13 protein-coding genes are annotated in these 19,885 nt (G+C 67.9%); 4 read left to right on the top strand and 9 right to left on the bottom strand.

Annotation, left to right across the window (positions count from 1 at the left end; genetic code table 11):
* Window positions 1-158 precede the first annotated feature (158 nt).
* The 3 genes from EV651_RS01645 to EV651_RS01635 form a co-directional block, all read right to left on the bottom strand.
* Window positions 159-1,259, bottom strand: a complete 1,101-nt coding sequence (locus tag EV651_RS01645) for a LacI family DNA-binding transcriptional regulator (protein ID WP_133781183.1) — start codon at window positions 1,257-1,259, stop codon at window positions 159-161.
* On the bottom strand, window positions 1,219-3,036 hold the full coding sequence (locus tag EV651_RS01640; protein ID WP_238156643.1) for a DUF2264 domain-containing protein: 1,818 nt from the start codon (window positions 3,034-3,036) through the stop codon (window positions 1,219-1,221). The genes EV651_RS01645 and EV651_RS01640 overlap by 41 nt, the downstream gene beginning before the upstream one ends.
* Window positions 3,037-3,403: 367 nt before the next feature.
* Window positions 3,404-4,447: a hydroxyacid dehydrogenase gene (locus EV651_RS01635; protein WP_238156585.1), complete on the bottom strand. Its 1,044-nt coding sequence runs from the start codon at window positions 4,445-4,447 to the stop codon at window positions 3,404-3,406.
* A 152-nt stretch (window positions 4,448-4,599) separates the two neighbouring features.
* On the opposite strand from EV651_RS01635, the gene EV651_RS01630 reads away from it, so the two are divergent.
* Genes EV651_RS01630 through EV651_RS01615 form a run of 4 tightly spaced genes read left to right on the top strand, consistent with a single transcriptional unit; the run spans window position 4,600 to window position 9,419 of the window.
* On the top strand, window positions 4,600-5,601 hold the full coding sequence (locus tag EV651_RS01630) for a sugar ABC transporter permease (RefSeq protein WP_238156584.1): 1,002 nt from the start codon (window positions 4,600-4,602) through the stop codon (window positions 5,599-5,601).
* Window positions 5,602-5,636: 35 nt separating this feature from the next.
* Complete coding sequence (locus EV651_RS01625) at window positions 5,637-6,503, top strand: carbohydrate ABC transporter permease (RefSeq protein WP_133781179.1); 867 nt, start codon at window positions 5,637-5,639, stop codon at window positions 6,501-6,503.
* A gap of 10 nt (window positions 6,504-6,513) precedes the next feature.
* The gene (locus tag EV651_RS01620) at window positions 6,514-8,166 is read left to right on the top strand and encodes an extracellular solute-binding protein (protein ID WP_133781177.1); all 1,653 of its coding nucleotides are present in this window, start codon (window positions 6,514-6,516) and stop codon (window positions 8,164-8,166) included.
* Window positions 8,163-9,419 carry an alpha-L-fucosidase gene (locus tag EV651_RS01615; RefSeq protein WP_133781175.1) on the top strand — a complete coding sequence of 419 codons (1,257 nt, stop codon included), beginning with the start codon at window positions 8,163-8,165 and terminating at the stop codon, window positions 9,417-9,419. The genes EV651_RS01620 and EV651_RS01615 overlap by 4 nt, the downstream gene beginning before the upstream one ends.
* Before the next feature lie 82 nt (window positions 9,420-9,501).
* Here EV651_RS01615 and EV651_RS01610 read toward each other — a convergent pair whose 3' ends face one another.
* The 6 genes from EV651_RS01610 to EV651_RS01585 all read right to left on the bottom strand — a co-directional run bounded on the left by EV651_RS01610 (window position 9,502) and on the right by EV651_RS01585 (window position 19,882).
* Entirely contained in the window at window positions 9,502-10,854 is a 1,353-nt protein-coding gene (locus tag EV651_RS01610) for a M60 family metallopeptidase (protein ID WP_133781173.1), read from the bottom strand.
* 95 nt (window positions 10,855-10,949) lie between these two features.
* Window positions 10,950-13,328 (bottom strand): polysaccharide lyase 8 family protein, encoded by a 2,379-nt coding sequence (locus EV651_RS01605; protein WP_133781171.1) that lies wholly within the window; start codon window positions 13,326-13,328, stop codon window positions 10,950-10,952.
* Between the two features lie 94 nt (window positions 13,329-13,422).
* Window positions 13,423-14,688 (bottom strand): radical SAM family heme chaperone HemW, encoded by a 1,266-nt coding sequence (gene hemW, locus EV651_RS01600; protein ID WP_133781169.1) that lies wholly within the window; start codon window positions 14,686-14,688, stop codon window positions 13,423-13,425.
* A 381-nt stretch (window positions 14,689-15,069) separates the two neighbouring features.
* Window positions 15,070-17,733, bottom strand: a complete 2,664-nt coding sequence (locus tag EV651_RS01595; RefSeq protein WP_133781167.1) for an AAA family ATPase — start codon at window positions 17,731-17,733, stop codon at window positions 15,070-15,072.
* Window positions 17,730-18,827 carry a hypothetical protein gene (locus EV651_RS01590; RefSeq protein ID WP_133781165.1) on the bottom strand — a complete coding sequence of 366 codons (1,098 nt, stop codon included), beginning with the start codon at window positions 18,825-18,827 and terminating at the stop codon, window positions 17,730-17,732. The genes EV651_RS01595 and EV651_RS01590 overlap by 4 nt, the downstream gene beginning before the upstream one ends.
* Entirely contained in the window at window positions 18,824-19,882 is a 1,059-nt protein-coding gene (locus EV651_RS01585; protein WP_133781163.1) for a serine protease, read from the bottom strand. Before EV651_RS01585 ends, EV651_RS01590 begins: the two co-directional genes overlap by 4 nt.
* Window positions 19,883-19,885 lie beyond the last annotated feature (3 nt).

Genomic DNA, 19,885 nt, shown 5'->3' with positions numbered 1-19,885 from the left:
GAGCTGAGTCTCAAGCGTCCGCAGTGGATATGTCAAGCATCGCATAGTCACACTGAGACACCAGGCCGGACAGGTCCGGACATAGTGTCATCGCTGGTCACACTGCGAATCTTCGCGATCACCCAGTGCCCCCGAGGCGGGGAGTTCGCTGTGAGTGATCACGACGACCGCGGCGGTCCGACGGAGTCGCGGACCACGACGACGGTGCCGAGCGTGGTCATCGGCTGCTGATGGGCGAACGGATCCGCGCTCGGCTCCTGACCCGCGAGCCCGGCCCGTACGGCGGCCCGTCCGAGTTCCTCCAGCGGTACCCGGACAGTTGTCAACGCCGGCTGCAGCTCGGTAGCCACCGGTACGTCGTCGTACCCGGCCACCGACACGTCGTCCGGGATGCGCAGGCCGCGCTCGCGCAGGGCGGCGTACACGCCCGCGGCGACAATGTCGTTGGCGGCGAAGATCGCGGTGAAGTCGAGCCCGTCGTCGAGGGCCCGGAGTGTCTGCTGGTACCCCCACTGCCGCCCGAACGCGCCGGTGCGGACCAGGTTCGGGTCGTGTTCGAGCTTGCGCGCGGCGAACGCCTGCCGGAAGCCGCGGAGCCTGGCGGTCGTCGTGGACAGTGTCGTCGGCCCACCCAGATAGAGGATCTTCGTGTGGCCGGCGCTGAGCAGATGATCGGTGATCGCCGCCGCGCCGCCGGTGTTGTCGTACTCGACGGCGTACGCCGGCACGCCCTCCTCCAGCCCCGGCCGGCCGCAGAGGACCAGACTCGAACCGTTGTTCGCCAACTGACGGGCGCGTTGCCCGACCGCGGCGAAGTACTCCTTGTCCTCGACCGCGCCGCCGACCAGGATCACGGCGTCGGCGCGCTGTTCGAGCAGGAGGTCGACAAACCGCAGCTCGGCGGACTCACCGCCCTGGGTCGAGCAGACCAGGCAGAGGCGGCCGGAGGCGAGCGCCTCGGACTGGACGCCGCGGGCGATGTAGGCGAAGAACGGATCGACGATCTCGCTGACCACGATGCCGACCACGCGGGTGGTGGACCCCGCGAGCGCGCGGGCGTGCGCGTTCGCGACGTACCCGAGGTCCCGCATCGCGCGTTCGACGGCGGCCCGGGTCGAGGCCGCGACCGGATAGTTGCCGTTGACAACACGCGAGACGGTCGCGGTGGAGACGCCCGCGCGGGCAGCCACGTCCCGGATGGTCCGGGCGGACTCGGGGTCACGCCGGCGCGCCCTCGATCGGGGCGGTTCCGTCGCCATCACCCACCTCCTCACCCAGCTGTACGTCGGCCGTCGTACCGTCGGCGAACCGGACCGTGACGTGCAGCCCGTGCACCGTCACGTCGATGCTCTCGGCCAGTTGCCGCGGCCAGACCGTGTCGCCGGACAGTACCACCGCGGACACCAGCACCAGCGGATCTTTCCCCTCGTGCTGAGCCTCCAGGTACGGCGTCGCCGAATGCGGACCGAACGCGTTCGCGTCGAGCCCACGCTGTACGGCGGCACGCTCGTATCCATGCAACCCGACCACCACTGACGTCAGCCTGTCGACCCGCGTCGCCTGCGCCCATGTCCCCCGCACACTGACGCCCGGTTCTTCCTCGCCCGCCACGGCGTATCCCCCGTGGCGCACCAGACCCGCTGGTCCGTCGATCAGCACACACCGCACCTCGATCCGCCCGTGCACGACGCTCGCCACCTCGATCCGCGCAGCATCTGCCTGCCACCACGAGGCGGCCGATGCTTCTGCCACGCCGATGCGGTGGATCTGCGTGCGGAGGCTGTCGTTGAGGGTGATGTGGTTGTCGAGGTGCTCGCCGGTGAGTTCGGGGCCGGTTCGGCTCGAGTAGGCGAGGCGGTTGTAGTGGGCGTCGCCCTCGGCTCCGTGGTCGCTGCCGTGGTTGAGGAGGCGGACGATGCCGTCGTGTTTGGTTGCCTGCACGAGGAACCCGGGCGCGGGCATCGCCCGTACCTGGTCGTGTTCGTCGAGGGGCAGGGCGGACTCGCGGGCGGTCCAGACGTCGTGGTCGGCCGGAAGCAGGAGGCCGAGGAAGCCCTTGGAGGCCCAGTACGGCGACGCGGGTCCGGAGTACGGCTGCGTGGTCGGGAGGAAGTGGTGATGCCAACCGAGCGACAGAAGTCCCCGCTCGTCGGGGACGCCGTTGTCGACGAAGTGGCGCAAGGTGCCCGAGCACAGCCGGCGGGTCTGGCCGGGCGTCAACGGCGTCGCGTCAAGGAGCGCGCCCATCCAGTACGGCGCGGCAGTGGCCACGCGATAGCAGAGTGAACGACCGAAGTGGATCGGTGCGCCGTCGGAGCCGGTGAGGTGTACGGCGTCCTCGAGAAAGCGGTGCAGGCGTTGGCGGTAGACGGTCAGGCGATCGTCCGCGGACGGTCCGGCCATCCGCGTCCACAAGCCCGGATACAGGTGCATCGCCCAGCCGATGTAGTGGTCGAAGTTCTGCCCCGGACCGTCCGAGTACCAACCGTCGCCGACGTACCAGTCCTCGATCCGCTGGAGGCCCGCGTCGATGTCGTCCTGCGAGTACGGCGCTCCGACCGATGCGAGGAACTGCTCTCCGACGACCTGGAACAACCTCCAGTTGTTGTCCCACGTCCGTGAGCCGACGAACCCGCCCAGCCAGTCGACGACCACCTGCTGATCGCGTACGTCGAGCTTGTCCCACAACCACGCCCGCGACTCGTGCAGGCCGGCCGCGATTGCCGCCGCCTCCACCATCTGCTGCGAACACGGCGTCAACCGCGGCCACTCACCCGCGGCCCCCGCCACCAGCCCGCTCGTATACCGCTCGACCAGCCGATCGTCCCCGCCGTCCGCGGCAATCCGAAACGCAGCCAGCAGGAACGACCGCGCAAACCCTTCCAGCCCGTCACAATCCGCCCCCGACCAACTCCCCCGCCCCGGCAACCGAACCTGCGCCCCACTCCCCGAAAACCACGGCACCAACGACTCCAGCAACCGATCGGCAACCGCCAACCAGGTCCCCCGCGTATACCCAGTCCACGAAGACAACACCCGGTCCGACCCCGGCAACTTCACGCGATCCCACCCCCTGCCATCACACGAAGACAACTCCGCCCCGCTTGAGTGATCCGTGCATGTGGTGCTGGCGGCTGGCGGGGTGTGTACGCGATGGCAGGTTGTAGCAGGCCAGCCGAGACATAACCCGTCAGCGGGGAGCAGGTCGAGCCTCGCGTGGTTGGTGGGGTGAGGTGGTGTGGTGATTGCGTGGAAGGTGTGCAGCTGGACAGGTAGTGCACCGGCGAGACACTGTACGCGCGGAGACGATCACGCTCAGGTGCACTACCCGACGGCCTGACACCTCCTGTCCATCTGCACACATTCGCTTGTCGTGCCCGGCGGGAGAACGACCCGAGTCGGTTCATGCGATTCGTCCTAGGTCGTCGCGTGCTATCCCGTGGGCGAGCGGTTTTCCGGCGGCCAGGCGTTCTATCTCGGTGACGGCGGCCTCGCCGAGTCTCGTGGACTCGTTGCCCATGGCACCGGCCAGGTGCGGGGTGATGAAGACGTTCGGGAGTTGGAGCATCGGCGAATCGAGTGGCAGTGGCTCAGGCGCAGTGACGTCGAGGATCGCGTCCAGACGCCCGGAAACGCACTCACGCTCGAGCGCGACATGATCGACCAGCCCGCCCCGCGCGGTGTTGATCAGCACCCCGCCGTCCGGCATCGCCGCCAGCAACTCCGCCGAGACCAGCCCCGCGGTCTCCGGCAGCAACGGAGCGTGGACACTCACGATGTCGCTCGCCGCGAACAGCTCCGGCAACTCACACCACCGGGCCCCGAACTCCGCAGCTTCAGCCGGGCTCAGATACGGATCGTTCACCAGTACGTCGACATCGAGCCCACGCAGCCGTTCCAGTACCAGCCGTCCGATCCGCGACGCTCCGAGCACGCCGACCGTCGTACCGAGCGTGCCGAGAATCGGTGCCCCTGGCAACGGACGTTTCATCCCGGAGGTCCGGAACCAGTCGCGATGCCGGAACGCGCGCTTGCCGGCCAGCACGATCGCCGCGAGCGTGAACTCGGCGACCGGGACCGCGTTCGCCGCGGCCGCCGACGAAACCTCCACGCCGCGCTCGAAGACGACCGGATCGACGAACGTCTTGATCGTCCCCGCCGCGTGCACAATCGCCCGCAACTTTGGCGCCGCCTCCAGCACCTCGACCGTGATCCGCGGGCACCCCCACCCAGTCAGCAAAACCTCAGCCGCAGCCAACTCGTCCGCCACATCCGCAAACGATGTCACCAACCGCGGCACCCCACCCCGCACCCCGAGGACCTCGGCGACGGTGGCCAGGCGGTCGCGGGTCGCGGGGGTGAAGACCTCCGACCAGGTGTCCGCGGGCATCGCCACGAGCGTGCGCAACCGCGGACTGCTGCCCCGGTCGGGTTCAGGATTCGGCACGGATCACTCCTAGTAAACGGTTACTGGAAACCGTAGGCGCGAGATCCGCTGAAGGTCAAGACAACCTCCCTGAGCGCTTGACAGCAAGGCGGTGAACGTTTCATCGTTACTGCCACCCAAGGCAGCAAACGCTTACTACCAGGAGGCGCCACATGCACCGCGTCAGCCGATCCGCCGGCCGCGCGCCGGACGGCCGGGACCGCGCCGCGCGCCAGGCGGCCCGTCGGGCGGCACGTCGGGCGCAGGGCGGACCGAGCCTGCGTGCCAGGTTGCGCCGCGACCGGGTGATGCTGCTGCTGGTCCTTCCCGGCTTCCTGTTCTTCGTGGTGTTCCACTACGTGCCGCTGCTGGGGAACGTGATCGTCTTCCAGGACTACCAGCCGTACCTCGGCTTCAAGGACAGCCCGTGGGTCGGCCTGGGCAACTTCACCGTGTTCGCCGAGCCGGACTTCTACCGCGCACTGCTGAACACGCTGAAGTTCGCCGTACTGCAACTGGTCCTGTTCTTCCCCGCGCCGATCGGCCTGGCCCTGCTGCTGAACAGCATCATCAGCCCGAAGATCAAGCGGTTCGTGCAGAGCGTCGTGTACCTGCCGCACTTCATCGGGTGGGTGATCCTGATCTCGATCAGCCAGCAGCTCATCGGCGGCACCGGCCTGCTCCCCCAGCTACTCGGCGAGCTCGGCCTGCCGCGGGTCGACCTGATGACCAGCTCCGGCTTCTTCCCCTGGCTGGTGACACTGCAGCTGATCTGGAAGGACGCCGGCTGGGGCACGATCATCTACCTCGCCGCGCTGCTGAACATCGACACCGAGCACTACGAGGCCGCCGCGATCGACGGCGCCGACCGGTGGCGGCGGCTGTGGCACGTGACACTGCCGGGCATCGTGCCGGTCACATTGCTGCTGCTGATCCTCAACCTGGGCAGCATTCTCTCGGTCGGCTTCGAGCAGATCCTGCTGCAGCGCGACGCCGTCGGCGCCGACGCGGCCGAAGTACTCGACACCTACGTCTACTTCCACGGCGTCCTCGACGGCCAGTGGGGTCCGGCCGCCGCCGTCGGCCTGGTCAAGGGCGTCATCGGCCTGGTCCTGATCCTCGGCGCCAACAAACTCGCCCACCGCTTCGGCCACGAAGGGATCTACTCGCGATGAAGGCCTCGCAGCGCCCCTCCAACCGACCGCCTTGGATGGAGGCCCCGACCAAGGCCGGGCTGGCGATCAAGGGCGTGGTGATCGCGATCGTCTGCCTGCTGGTGCTCTATCCGTTCGTCAACATCGTCGCGACCAGCCTGGCCGGCGAATCCGAGATCACGAGGCGCGGCGGCATCATCGCGTTGTTCCCGAGCGAGCCGACGCTGGCGGCGTACAAGACCATCTTCGCCGGTGGTGTGGTGAGTCATGCGCTGCTGGTCAGCGCGGGCATCACGATCATCGGTACGGCGCTGAACCTGGTCGTCACGATCGCGCTCGCGTACGGACTCAGCCGGCCGATCGTCGGCGGGCGGTTCGTGTTGACAGCAGTATTGTTCACAATGTTGTTCGGGGCCGGCATCATCCCGAACTTCCTGCTGATCAAGGCGCTCGGGCTCTACGACTCGTACGCGTCGCTGATCGTCCCGGGCCTGGTCAGTGCGTTCAACTTCCTGGTACTGCGCAACTTCTTCCAGAACATCCCGGCCGAGCTGCTCGACAGCGCGCGGATCGACGGCGCCGGCGACCTCGCGATCCTGATCCGGATCGTGCTGCCGCTGTCGAAGGCGGTCCTCGCGGTCGTCGCGCTGTTCTACGCCGTCGGCCACTGGAACGCGTTCTTCAACGCACTGCTCTACCTCAGCGACACCGGCAAGTGGCCGTTGCCGCTCGTCCTGCGCCTCTACGTCCTGCAGGGCCAACCGGTCGGCGGCGGAACCGAGTCGCCCGGCGAGGCGGTGGCGTCGATCCAGGCAGTGCAAATGGCGGTCGTCGTCGTGGCGCTCGTGCCCATCCTCTGCGTCTACCCGTTCCTGCAGCGCTACTTCACCAAGGGCGTACTCACCGGCGCCATCAAGGGTTAGGAGAAAGACCGTGACCACCCCATCTCTCAGTCGCCGGAGCTTCCTGCGCAGCGCCGTAGGTGTCGCCGTGATGAGTGCCACCGGAGTTCCGACGCTGGTTGCCTGCAGCAACGGCAGTACGACGGCCGGCCCTGCGCGGGCGTCCACCGTGACGCTCCCGACGTACGTCGCCTTCGAGGGACCGAAGCCGGATCTGGCCGGCACTGCGGACGGCGTACCGCCCGGCTACCGGACCTATCCGAAGGACCTGGTCACCACCGTGAAGACGCCGCCGCTGTCGGGCGGCAAGGTCAGCGTGATGACCGACATCTTCGACCCGCTGCCACCGGCCAAGGACAAGAACGCGGCCTGGCAGGCGGTCGAGCAGAAGCTCGGCGGCACACTCGATCTGACCATCGTTCCGGACAGTGACTGGGCGACGAAGTTCCAGACCGTGCTGGCCGCCAACGAGCTGCCGGACCTGGTCCTGTTGTCGGACTCCAGCCTTGTCAACAATCTACCGGCCTTTTTGTCGGCAAAGTGCACGGACCTCACGCCGTACCTGTCGGGTGACAAGGTCAAGGACTACCCGAACCTGGCCAACATCCCGCAGGTGATCTGGCAGGCGTGCGTGGTCCAGGACAAGATCTACGGGCTGCCGATCCCGCGCAGCATCACGGGCGGCGCAGGCTTCTACAACAAGCGGCTCTTCGATGCCGCCGGCATCGAGTACCCGGCCACCGCCGAGGACTTCCTGGCCGCGTGCAAGGAGCTGACCAGGCCGCAGCAGGGCCAGTGGGCGATCGTGAACTCGAAGGGCAACACGTTCTTCACGATGGTTCAGCAGATGTTCGGCGTACCGAACGGCTGGAAGGAGGACGGCGGCAAACTGGTCCGCAGCTTCGAGACGCCGGAGTACAAGGCGGCGCTCGAGTTCGCCGTCCAGCTGGTCAAGGCCGGGGTGACCGTGCCGGGGTCCGACGGTATCGACGGCACCGCCCGGAAGAACGCGTTCCGCGCCGGCAAGGGCGCGCTGGTGTACGACGGGTTCCCGGCGTACTCCGGTTACGTCAAGGACATGTCGCGCCTGGACCCGAAGAACGACCCGCGGGCGTTCGTCCCGATGGCACCCAAGGGTGGCAAGGCGAACACCTGGTCGGACAACATCCTGTTCGCCTACACGCTGATGAAGAAGGCCGACGAGGCGCGCGCCAAGGAACTGCTCGCGGTGGCGAACTTCTTCGCGGCGCCGTTCGGCAGCACCGAGAACCTGCTGCTCACGTACGGCGTCGAAGGCGTCGACTTCACCCGCGACGCGAAGGGCAACCCGACGCTGACCAGCAAGGGCGAGGCCGAGCTGACGGTGCCGTGGAAGTACATCACCGCGCCGCCGCAGGCGCTCTACAACGCGCAGTTCCCGACGTACGTCGAGCGCGCCCACGAGGACCTCACCAAGCTGATCGGCATGGTCGTCAAGGACCCGACCGCGTCGCTGATCTCACCGACCAATGACAAGTCCGGCGGCGACATCGGGCAGGCGCTGACCGATGTCCGCAACGACGTGATCGCCGGGCGGAAGCCGATCAGCGCGTTCGACACCGCGCTGAAGAAGTGGGCCAAGGACGGCGGCGACAAGATCCGCAGCGAGTTCGAGTCGGCGCTCGGCGGTGCGAGCCCGCGATGAGTTGGTTGACCGAGGCAAGGTTCGGGCTGTTCGTACACTGGGGCATCTACGCGGCCGCGGCGCGGCACGAGTGGGTGAAGTCGTACGAACAGCTCACCGACGCGGAGTACCAGCCGTACTTCGACCACTTCTCGCCGGACCTGTACGACCCGGTGCGTTGGGCGGACGACGCCTGGAACGCGGGCATGCGCTACCTGGTGATCACCACCAAGCACCACGACGGGTTCTGCCTGTGGGACTCCAAGCTCACCGACTACTCGGCACCGAACACGCCGTGGGGCAAGGATCTGCTCGCACCGATGGTCGACGCATTCCGGGAGCGCGGCTTCAAGATCGGGCTGTACCACTCGTTGCTCGACTGGCATCACCCGGAGTTCCCGGTCGACCTCTACCACCCGCAGCGCAAGGACGTGGATTTCATCGACCGTACGGCGGACCGTGACGTCTCGAAGTACGCCGACTACCTGCACGGACAGGTCCGTGAGGTGCTCACCGGATACGGCAAGATCGATGTGATGTGGTTCGACTTCTCGTACGCCGACCGCGGGTTCAACGCGAAGGGTCCGGACGAGTGGCGGTCCGAGGAACTGCTCGCGATGGTGAAGGAGCTGCAGCCCGGGATCCTGGTGAACAACCGGCTCGGGCTCGGTTCCGGTGACTTCACCACGCCGGAGCAGGTCCAGCCGCCGGGGAACGAGGTTGCCGCTGGCAACGGTACGCAAGTGCCGTGGGAGGCGTGCCACACCCTCAACGGCAGCTGGGGTTACCACCGCGACAACCACGACTGGAAGTCGCCGGCGTTGCTGATCCGGATGCTGGTCGACGCAGTCTCGAAGGGCGGCAACATGCTGCTCAACGTCGGCCCGAACGGCCGCGGTGCATGGGAGCCGCGTGCCCTCGACGTACTGTCCGGCATCGGTTCCTGGATGCGGCTGCACGAGCGCTCGATCCGCGGCTGCGGGCCGAGTACGTACGTGCCGCCGGCGGACTGCCGGTATACGCAGAACGGCCGGCGGCTCTATTTGCATGTGTTCGCGTGGCCGATGGGTCATCTGCACCTGCCGGGGCTGGGCGATCGGGTCGAGTACGCGCAGTTCCTGCACGACGCGTCCGAGGTCAAGCGGGTCGATGTCGACCCGTCGGCGCCCGGGCACACGTACCTGACCGGGCTTCCCGACAACACACTGACGCTCAAGCTGCCGAACCGGGCCCCCGAGGTAGACAGCTGCGTGATCGAACTCTTCCTCAAATGAACCCGGAGCTCGACTAGGACAGAGCTCCCCCGGTACGACGAAGGCACCCACCTCGACCCGGTGGGTGCCTTCGTCCTTTTGTCTACTGTCGGATTGTTGACGGATCGAGAGCCGGCGGGGTCAGGTGCAGTGCGGTGATCTGGGCGGCTGCCTCGGCGTCGACGGGGACGCCCCAGGCGCGGAAGAAGTCACTCAGGTCGTGGCCGGCGGTCCGGCTGGAGAGCACGACGAGGTTGCGCAGCCGCAGTACCTCGTCGGTGTAGTCGCTCGCGTACGGGCGCTCCACCCGGACGAGCTTGTGCAGGTCCGGCCAGAAGCTGTCGCCGAACGCCAGCCGGAGCTGCTCGAACATCACCAGCTTCTCGTACGGGTCGAACGTCGTGCCGTAGTTCACGTCCGGCGTCCGCAGCTTGCCCGGAGCGCTCTGCCACGGGGTGAGCCCGGTCTTCACGTCCGGTGCGTGCAGCCGCGGCTGCTGGCCGTACTTCGTGGCGAAGACCGCGTTCACCGTGAGCGAGTAGATGTTGACCGTCACCTCCGTCAGCGAACTCGGCTTGTAGGTGATCTGCTGATGCTGGTGGCCGAGCTCGTGGTAGATGCCCCAGCCGCGCGTCCGCAGACCCGCCACCGTCAGCATGCGGTCCTGGATCGGCGGCGGGAACGACATGTGGCCGTGGGTCGCGTACGCCCCGACACCGGTGATCGCGGACGGGTACCCGACGAAGTGGTAGCGGTGCGCCAGGCGGACGTGCTGCGGCGCGGATCCGTCGTACCCGCTGGTGGCGTCCTCGATCCCGATGATGTCCTCGTAGGTGGACAGCAGGTCGGTGTGGTTCTCGGTCCGGTACGTCAGAGCTGACGCACGCTCGACGGTGATCATCGCGTGCGGGCTCAGAAGTTCGACGTACGGCGTGCTGCGCTCGTCGAGTTGGCGCTGGAACTCGGCCTCGCCGGTGCGGCCGAGGACGAAGTACGGCATCGGCTGCGCCTGCTCGCCGATGGTGACCTTCGCCTGGCCGGTGTTGCCGATCAGCTTGAGGTAGACGACGCCACCGCCGGCGTCGGTGACGGTGTTGCGGCCGACCTGGAGCGGGTACTCGCGGGGTGACTTGAACTCCTTGCGCGCGTCGGCGTCGGGGGCGCCGATCACGAGCGTCGGCGCCAGGCTCCCGGCGTGAACGACCACGTTGAGCGCGGTGGCGGCAGGAAGGTAGAAGCCGGTCGAGCGGAGTTCGCTGGCGCTGAGCGAGTTCTGCGTGCGGTCGAGCTCGGTCGTGCGCGCCGACAGCAACGCGGGGATGGTGAAGGTGTAGCTGGTCTCTGCTCTCGCCACTGCTGGTACGGCGGCAAGAGCCAGGCCGGCTCCGGCTACTTGAAGAACACGTCGCCTGGTGAGCTGCCCCGTGAACTGTTGCGGGCGGGCGTGCGGCATCATCGAACAACCTCCTGGTTGAACTTGCCAGCACCCGGCGACCCGGCCGGCACGGCTTGCCGGCCCCGGTTGCTTGCGGAAACTCAGTTGAAGGACCCTCAGTTGAGCGACACGCTGTGGGTGGCGCCCTTCGTACCACCGACAGCGACGTCCAGCACCAGCTGTTTGCCGGTGGCAACAACCGTGACGGCCGGATCCTTGGCGACCACGACTCCGACGTGACGGTCGATCGTCAGCCGGACGGTTTGCGCGGTCCGGCTCGGATCGGAGACGGCGACAGTCGTCGTCCGGCCTTCGCTGCCGATCACCACGGACGCGGGACCGTCACTGGCCACCACTCGCGGCCCGCCGGCCACCTCGGACACGGCACCGGCCGTCCAGAAGTTCGCCATGACCAGGTTCTCGCGGTGGGATCGGATCGCTTGGACATTCGGATTGTTGACAAGAACGGTCATCCCCGGATCAGCGGCGCGCTCGGCCGTCTGCCGGCTGGTTGCGTTGGGCAACACGACGTACGCGTAGTCCCCGGTCTCGATCCCGTGTTCCAGGATGAGCTTGGCGTAGCGGCGGGTGTACGGCGTCGTCGAGCCCGCCGTGTCGTTGCCGATGTTGATCTCGGACCACGATCCGGTTCGGTCCTCGCGCTGGATCCTCAGTCGGCCGCCACTGGGGAACACGTACCCGGCGACGCCCTCCAGGTGCGCCCATTGCGGGTCGTCGTAGGACCCGTCCGTTGCTGCGCTGCCGTCGAGCAGCAGTGCGGCCGTCCCGTTCTCGTGGAGGTTCCGATTGTCGACAATCGTCTCGACCGGGTAGCCGTCGGTACCGGTGATTCCGGCGCCGAGGGCCACGATCGAGTCGCTCAGACAGAACCAGGACTTCCTTGCCTGCAAGGTCTTGTCGTGGTCGATCAGGTGCATACCGACCGCGCCGGCGACGTCCTTGTACGACGCTCCACCGACCCAATCGGCGTACGCCGCGACAGTCCCGGTGCCGCTCCCCGAGCCGCCCGGTTGACGGGGTTGCGTGCTGACCGTCGTACCGGGCATCCGTTGCCCGTCGACCGTCGGCCAGTACGCGTCGTTGAACTGGGACTGGTCGCGGTTGTACAGGTACGTCATGCCGTCGCCGACGTACCAGCCGCGGAGGTTCTCGCCGTTGCCCCACTCATAGCGGGCCATCCGCTTCGACGACATCGCGATCGCGAAGGTCCAGCCCGGGCGGCGGTGCACGACACGGTCCTGGTTGTAGAACTGGAAGTGCCGCGGGACGGCCGGCGCCGGGACGACATCGGTGTCGGCGAGCAGCACCTTCGCGCGGGAGATCTCCGGGATCGACGCGCCCGGGAGGTAGTCGTTGAGGCGGTCGCGGGTGATCCAGCCCTTGGCGAGTGCCTTGTACCGCGAGGCGTACGGTTCCGCGACGCCGCTCGCGAGGAGGAGAACGGTCGATGTGGTGCCGTGGCCGTTGCGATGGTCGCCGGCGCGCTCGCGGGAGATCGCGCGCCCGGAGACGCAGTCCATCATCAGACCGTCGACGACGAAGGGCGCGAAGCTCGCCTCGACCGCGTCCAGGAGTACGGCGCGGTTCGGGTCGGCGATCTCCCAGGTGGAACCGCCGAGCAGGGCGATCAGGTTCGCGACCCCGCCGAGTGCCACGTTGCCGTACGTCCCGACGTACGCGAGGTTGCCGTGCTGGATGAAGGAGCCGTCGCGGTAGAAGCCGTCGCCGCTCGTCACGTAGGTGAAGACGCTGTTCTTGCCGGCTTCGGCGACGTCGCCGAGGGTGTCGCGTGCTGTCGACAATTTGATGGTCGACTTTCCGACGATGCCGCGGAGCGCGACGATCAGCGCCTTGTCGACCCGGTTGGCGCCGGTCTCCCGGAGCGTGGGCGAGTTGGTCCGCCGGTTCGGGTCCGGGACGAACCGGTCGACGGCCGTCAGGTACTTGGTGAGCTGTTCAGCGGACAGGACGTCGTACGCGAGAATGCAGGTGTCGAGCAGTGCCCGCGGCGCGCCGATCTCCCAGAACCACCAGTTCCCTGTCTCTTTGAGCGTCTCGTTGTAGGCGTTCGCGTTGAGGAAGTCGAGCGCGCCGCTCAACAGCTCGCCGGTCTCGGTCTGGGCAGTGCCCGCGGTCGCGCGGGCGAGCGCGATCGTCTTCAGGCGCGTGTAGCTGATCGAGAAGTTCCCGCTCGTCGAGCTGAGCGGCAGATCCGGCCAGAGCGCCGTCCGGTCCGCCGACGTGATCATCGTGTCCGCGTATTGCTGGGCCTGCGCACTCAGGTTTGCGAGCGCATCGGCGTACGCCGGATCGGCTGCGTCGATCGCCCCTCCGGTGTTGAGCTCGGCCCAGCGTGCGCGGAGTACGTCGTACTCGTCCTCCGCGAACGCGCGGGTGGGCAACCCGAGCGTGCTGAGCGCACCGGCTGCAAGGCCGGCCTGAAGCAACAGTCGACGACGGATGAAGGGCGGCATCGCGACTCCTCGAACGGTAGTAAACGCTTACCGCCAAGCCTGCCGCCTGCTCGTAACAGTCGTCAACAGCTAGCTGTGATCAGTTCTGATCACTTCACGGGAGCAGGTCCCGGACCACCGCATCCGCCAGCAACCGGCCGCGATCGGTCAGCACGAGTCGCTCGCCGTCCCCGGCGCCTGGCTCGCCCTCAGTGCCCTCAAGGCCCTCAGTGCCCTCAGCGGCGATCACCGCGAGCCCGTCGGCGACCACCTGATCGACCGCGGCTCGCCCAGCCTCGTCCAGAACGTCGAGCGGCAGCCCCGCGGACAACCGCACCTCGAGCAGCACCCGCTCGACGCGCCGGGTCTCCTCGTCGAGGGTCTCTCGCGCGTGCGCCGGGCTCTCGCCGGCGTTGATTCGCTCGGCGTACGCGCTCGGGTGCTTGACGTTCCACCAGCGCACTCCGCCGACATGGCTGTGCGCGCCCGGCCCGATCCCCCACCAGGTGTCGCCGCGCCAGTACAGCTCGTTGTGGCGGCAGCGGGCCGCCGTACTGCGGGCCCAGTTGGACACCTCGTACCACCGCAGCCCCTGGGCCGACAGCATCTCGTCGGCCAGCACGTACTTGTCGGCCAGGTCGTCGTCGTCCGGCATCGGCAGCTCACCACGCCGGATCCGCCGCGCGAGCTGCGTACCGTCCTCGATGATCAACGCGTACGCACTGACGTGATCCGGCTGCGCCGACAACGCCGACTCCAGCGATGCCCGCCAGTCGTCGAGCGACTCCCCCGGCGTCCCGTAGATGAGGTCGAGGTTCACGTGCTCGAACCCGGCAGCGGTCGCTTCCTTCACGGCCTGCAACGCGCGGCCCGGCGTGTGCTGCCGGTCGAGGATCCGCAGTACGTGCGAGGACGCGCTCTGCATCCCGAAACTCACCCGGGTGAATCCCGCCTCCAGCAGCGCGTCGAGGTACGCCGGATCCACCGACTCCGGATTCGCCTCGGTCGTCACCTCCGCGCCGGGCGCGAGCCCGAACTCGTCCCGCACCGCGGCGAGCATCTTCCCCAGATCGGCGGCCGGCAGCAGGGTCGGCGTACCGCCTCCGAAGAACACCGTGTCGACCGGGCGGTCCAGTTCGCCGAGGACCCGCCGCGCCATCCGGACCTCGTCGGCCGCGGTCTCGGCGTACGACGCCTGTGAGCCGCCACCGCCCAACTCCTTGGCGGTGTAGGTGTTGAAGTCGCAGTATCCGCACCGCGACGCGCAGAACGGGACATGCAGGTAGAACCCCAACGGCCGCCCGGCAGCCTCCCGCACAGCAGCATCCGGCAACGCCCCGTCCCGAGGCGCAACCTCCCCCTCAGGCAATGTCGACGGCACGCCCCCATCGTACGGACCCCCACCCCACCCTCTCCGTCCACCTTGGGCCCGACCAACCGCCCCGGCCGCCCTTGAGCCCCCACCAACCACTTCGGCGCGCGAAATCTGGTTGATCGGTGCTCAAAGCTGGGTGCGGGAGGGGTACGAGCGTGGCGCTTGACGGGATCGCTGCGGGTTTTGGTTGCAGAGGGTAGAAGAGTCGTTACATTCGGCTCATGGAGACCGAGGCTCAGCCTGTCGGACGTGCCACCCGGAACGCGGTCGTGGTTGGGACCCGGAAAACTCCGATGCCTTCTCCCAAGCCGTGGACCGCATCGTTGAACAGATGATCGACCAGGGCCAATCCCTCACCACCGGCAAACACGCCGCCCTCACAACGACTCAGGAATAAAGCCCGTCGGTTTCCACCTGCCAGCTCTCCGAAATAGCGTGGGACAGGTCGTCGTCGGGGCCGACCTCGTTGAGGTACTCCGCGACCTTGCTCGCGGTCCGGCTCCGCGGCTCGACCAGCGGCTCCTCGTCGTCCTCGTCGTCGTACGGACCCGTGTCGGTCGTCGCGTCCACCTTGGCGAGCTCGGAGTCGAGCCGCTCGGTCTGGCCGCGCGCCACACCGACCTGCTCGATCCCGAACCGGAGGAGTTTCTCGGAGGCGTTTCCGATCTCGGCGAGCAGCTCGCGGGTCAGGCCGGGCCGGCTGCTCAGTTCCCGCAGCGTGAGGTTCTCGGCTTTCTGCACCGCGTCCGCGACAACCTCGGCGTACTCCGGGCTCCCCTGCAGGCCGCTGCGTCGCAGCAACCGGAGATAACTCGTGGTCGCGACCAGATAGTCCAACGCGGATTCGCCGTACCCGGCCTTCAACGCGTCACGGAGTTCGGAGGCCTCGTGTACCGCTTCGGGGAATCGCTGCATCCGTTCCAGCACTCGCAGTACGTCGAGTGTCAGGCTGACTGCTTCCTCCGACCGCCGTTTGCGCAACGCCGCGTCCCGGGCGCCCCGTAGTACGCGCAAGGCCTCGTCGAACTCACGGAACGCCTCGAGCGCCTCCACCTCGGCGGACGGGAGCAATGACTCGCCTCTCGGTCCGCGACGCTGATGGGCCAGATCCAGCGCGACCTCAGGCCGCCCGGCTCGCAGCTCGGCGGCGATCACGGGCGCCGTCGCCGCCGCCCAGGTCTGGTCGTCGGCCTCGCGCATGATCTCGTCCGGCAGGCTGATCCTCCCCTCGGCCTGTGCCCACAGGTACTGCTGACCGCGCGCGGGAAGCTCGTCGATCGAGTCCAGCAGGGAAGGCAGCGCCTCCTTGTTCCAGTGGGCATCGAGGGTACGGCGGGTCTGGCCGAGCATCAGCCGGTGGTACAGCTCCTCGGCCCGAGCGGCGGCGCCGGGCAGCCGTGAGTAGTACTTGTACGCCGCCCGGTGGATCTTCGCCACCTGCGGCTTCTGGTCCCGCTGGAGCTTCGGCAGCATCAGCTTCCGGACGTCCGCGCGATGCCGCAACGAACGGCCGTCGCCTGTGACCAGCGTCGCCTCGCGCTCCAGCTGCCGGAACAGGTCGCTCGCGTGCCGGTCGGTCTTCACGGTGACACCGCAGGGCTTGGCGAGGACGTGCCGGATGACGTCCGGCGTCACCACCCGGACGACCAGTCCGGGATGCGCGATCCTGCGTACCTCCCGGTTGTCGATGTGCATCAGGATCCGCCGGTACAGAACGCCCTGGATCTGCCCCTCCTGCAACTCCAGGTCGAGCAGCGGATCATCGGCCCGGCTGACCCGCAGGATCTCGATCGCGAGCCGCAGGCTCAACGGGTTGCGGCCGACCAGTCCGATGGTCCGCTCGGCGAGCTCCACCGACGCGGCCACCCCGTCCGCGTCGAGGATCATCTGCACCGCCGACGCCTGGTCGAGCTCGGTCAGCGGGATCACCGTGGCGTTCAGCTCCGCACCCAGCCCGGTGTCGAGCGCGCGCCCGGCGATCACGACCTTCGTCTTCGGGATCAGGCGCAGCAGTTGGTCCAGAAAGTCCTTGAGCACATACAGATCGGTGATCCGGCGGCGCTGGACCTCCTCGAAGGTGTCGAGTACGACGAGCAGGCCGCCGCGGACGTACGGCGTGATGAGCTTGGCCGCCCTCGCCATCAGACTCCGCGACAAGTGGGTGCTGGTCGTCGGCGCCGATGCGTGCGAGCTGAAGCCGAGCGTCTCCTCGTCCGTGTTCTCCTGCTCGCGCAGGTCGTCGATCAACGGCCATAGCCGCTCCGCCAGCACCGGCTGCTGGATCGTCAGCTGGCGCAGGATCTCGGACATCAGTTGGGCGGGCCGGTCGGCCTCCAGGGCACCCCGGTCGAAGTTGAGATACGCGAACAGCCCGTCCGTCCGCTCGGTGATGAACTTCGCCAGCAGCGTCGACTTGCCGACCCCGCCGACGCCCGAGATCACCAGAGGCCGCGTGCCGCTGAACAAGTGCTCCTCGAGCAGGCCGAGTTCCGCCGTACGGCCGTAGAACCCGTGCGCGCCGAAGGTCTTCAGCGGCGCGAGCAGTTCCTCGCGGGCCAGGGCCGCCTCGATGGCCTCGATGTTCCGGGCGGCCGGGAAGGCGTCGCTGAGCCAGCGCGCGACCTGCAGATCGGCGGACAGCGATTCCAGCGTGGGCGGGTCGCCGTACGCCGCCGTTCTCGGATCGAGCGCTCGGGACAGGGCGCTCTGCGCGGGCCCCGTCGGGTTGATCGTCGTACGGCGGAGCGCATCCTCGGCACCTTGCGGTCCGAGGTCGCGCAGTGTCCGTCGCCGTACCGAATCGACCAAGGCCCAGTGCGGTGCGCCGTCCGGGCCGCGAACACGACGGCAGTCCTCGATCAGGAACTCGCTGATCGCCGCGTCGGCCTCGTCGGCGTCGCCCGGAACAGTCAGCCACCCGGCGTCGAACCAGACCAGGACGGCGGCCTGGGCCCGCAGCAGATCGCGCCGGCCCGGCGGCTGGATCAGGTGGCCACGTCGGCGGCTCCGAACCGCCCGCCCGGCCGTGCGCGGCTCCGGCAGGCTCGTCATGCGCTCTGTCCGGTCAAGCTGCAGATGGTCTCCCGGGCGATCCCGTAGATCGTTTCGCCGGCGAGCGCGAACTCGTCCGCGGCCGGGTCGGATCCGTCCCACACCTGGGCGGTCCAGCTGTCCAGCTCGGCGTCGGTCGCCGGATAACCGAGATGCGCGGCAGCCACCGCGAACAGCTGGCGGACGTCCGGGCGCGTGATCGGGCTGATCGGCTCCTTGCGGGTCTTCGGCGGCACCAGGCCGTCGAAGCCGGTGACCACGAGTTTCACCTCGCCCAGCTCGGCGTTGACGTCGACGGAGCGCAGCAGCTTCTCGACCAGGCCGCGTGCGTCGGGGTCGACATTGGCCCGGTCGAGTCCGTCGATCACGATCCAGCGCGGGTTCCGCACCGGCGGGAAGTTGTCCCGCAACTCGTTCATCAGCAGCCGGGCCCGGGTATGCGGATCAGGTACGTCGGCCACCACCTCCGCGCTGATGGCGAACTTGAAGTGACCGGCCAGCCGCTGCGCCAACTCGAGCGCGCCGAACCGTTCGGTGCCCCACTCGGCCACGTCGACGAGCAGCATCGGGAAGCCCTCCGCCCGCGACAGCACCTGCAGGAGCTGGTACGAGTACGTCTTGCCGGAGGCCGATCCGCCGGTGATGTTCAGCGTCCGGAAGCCCTCCTTGCTCAGCTTCCGCAGCTCGGCGCGCAGCTTGCTGCGGTTGATCATCGGCTGCGACGTTCCCGGGCCGACGAACATCGCGTCGAGCGGGTCCGGCGGCTCGTACCAGGCCGTTCCCCGCTTGGCCACCTTGAGCTTCAGGTAGTACTCGAAGTCTTCGCGCCGCGGCGGGAACCGGGTCGCCATGTGCTCGACGACGTACCGCAGGAGCCCCTTGCGGCGCAGGTCGAGAACGTACCCGGTCCAGAAGGCTCTGGCCTGGAACTGTTCGTCCCAATAGATGTCCGCCACATCGATCTGCGTGATCGTCTCCAGCTCCTTCTCGACATCACGCCGGTACTTCACAACCTCGGCCAGCAGGATCGCCAACGCCGTGGTCTGCTCGTCCTTCTCGTCCGTGGATTCCTCGATCCACAGCCGCGCGCTCATGACACCCCCTGCACCCCGGCTGCCGCCAGATCAGCGACGACGCGATCGATCCGCTGCCCCTGGTTCCGGTACTCCGGTTTGCCGTCGATCTCCCGCTCTACCCAGCGGTGGTGCAGCGCGACCACGTTCCAGTCCTCGTCGAACACCGGCGCGCCCGACGATCCGCCCTCGGTGTCCGTCCAGTACTGCACCACGGAATCGTCGACCGAGCGCACCAGGTTGTGGTGCATCCCGATCATCTTCGGGCGTCCGCCCGGATGCTGGATGATGTAGACCCGGTCGTCGACGGCCAGGTCGACCGACGCGGCGGCGATCGGCAGCGGCGGGAACTCGGGTGGGATCGGCGTGGTCGCCCTCAGCACCGCCCAGTCCCGATCGACGGCCGCGATCACCGAGCCGGCATCGCAGGGCACGACGATCGGCTGCTTCGGTACGTCGGCGCGATCGAGCTCCCAGCCGAACCACGCCTCGATCTCGGACGCTGCTGTCAGTACGCCGTCGATCGCCTGGAACACGACGTGATGGTTGGTCAGGATCAGATCCGCACCGATCCGGAAACCCGTTCCGACGTACCGCTTCTTGCCGATCCTGACCTTGAGCAGGCAGATCGAACGGGCCCGGTCGAGACCGACCTCGAGGAACGCGATGTCGAGCAAGGTGTTCTGGCCCTCGACGATCTGCCGCTCGTCGCCCTTGTCGCCGCTGAATCCCTTCCACGGCGGGCCGCCGTCCTCGTTCTCCTCCTCGGCCGGCGGGCTGACCGGATTCGCCGCCATCGCGTCGGCCAGCGCGGGCGCGAGCCGAGGCTGTTCCTTGGCGACGTGCTCGAGCAACGCACGCAACTGCTCGGTCCTGGCCGCTTCCTTCAGCACCGAGCGCCAGATCGACTGCGCCGCTCCGTCGAAGTCGATCTCGCCGCCGTCGAGACCGACGTCGTCGACCACCTCGGCGATCTCCTTGTACCGCCGGTACACGGAGGTCAGCGTGCGCAGGACGTTCTGTACGACGGGATCGCCGAACGGCAACGGATAACGATCGAGCGGATGATCGGCCATGCG

The sequence above is a fragment of the Kribbella sp. VKM Ac-2571 genome (assembly GCF_004362255.1).
Lineage (GTDB): Bacteria > Actinomycetota > Actinomycetes > Propionibacteriales > Kribbellaceae > Kribbella > Kribbella pratensis.
This window is presented reverse-complemented; position numbering and strand designations above follow the sequence as displayed.

Bases quoted from the DNA above. Each gene is read 5' to 3' on its own strand.
- EV651_RS01645 (WP_133781183.1), bottom strand. From the start codon at position 1,259: ATGGCGACGGAACCGCCCCGATCGAGGGCGCGCCGGCGTGACCCCGAG.
- EV651_RS01630 (WP_238156584.1), top strand. From the start codon at position 4,600: ATGCACCGCGTCAGCCGATCCGCCGGCCGCGCGCCGGACGGCCGGGAC.
- EV651_RS01625 (WP_133781179.1), top strand. From the start codon at position 5,637: ATGGAGGCCCCGACCAAGGCCGGGCTGGCGATCAAGGGCGTGGTGATC.
- EV651_RS01615 (WP_133781175.1), top strand. From the start codon at position 8,163: ATGAGTTGGTTGACCGAGGCAAGGTTCGGGCTGTTCGTACACTGGGGC.
- EV651_RS01610 (WP_133781173.1), bottom strand. From the start codon at position 10,854: ATGATGCCGCACGCCCGCCCGCAACAGTTCACGGGGCAGCTCACCAGG.
- EV651_RS01605 (WP_133781171.1), bottom strand. From the start codon at position 13,328: ATGCCGCCCTTCATCCGTCGTCGACTGTTGCTTCAGGCCGGCCTTGCA.
- EV651_RS01595 (WP_133781167.1), bottom strand. From the start codon at position 17,733: ATGACGAGCCTGCCGGAGCCGCGCACGGCCGGGCGGGCGGTTCGGAGC.
- EV651_RS01590 (WP_133781165.1), bottom strand. From the start codon at position 18,827: ATGAGCGCGCGGCTGTGGATCGAGGAATCCACGGACGAGAAGGACGAG.
- EV651_RS01585 (WP_133781163.1), bottom strand. From the start codon at position 19,882: ATGGCCGATCATCCGCTCGATCGTTATCCGTTGCCGTTCGGCGATCCC.